Genomic DNA, 254 nt, shown 5'->3' on the forward strand with positions numbered 1-254 from the left:
ACGGCCAACCGCCATTATGCTCACGTCGACTGCCCCGGCCACGCCGACTACGTCAAGAACATGATCACCGGTGCCGCACAGATGGACGGCGCGATCCTGGTTTGCTCGGCCGCCGACGGCCCGATGCCGCAGACCCGCGAGCACATCCTGCTCGCCCGCCAGGTTGGCGTTCCGGCCATCGTCGTGTTCCTCAACAAGGTCGACCAGGTTGACGACGCCGAGCTTCTCGAACTCGTCGAGCTCGAAGTGCGCGA

The 254-nt window shown here is 65.4% G+C and carries 1 protein-coding gene; it reads left to right on the top strand.

Translation table 11 applies throughout. The features are described from left to right. On the top strand, positions 1 to 254 hold a 254-nt coding region (locus tag ACPYOI_RS36535; RefSeq protein ID WP_481424239.1), incomplete at both ends, for a GTP-binding protein.

The organism is Rhizobium sp. SVR5-2C (assembly GCF_056755115.1).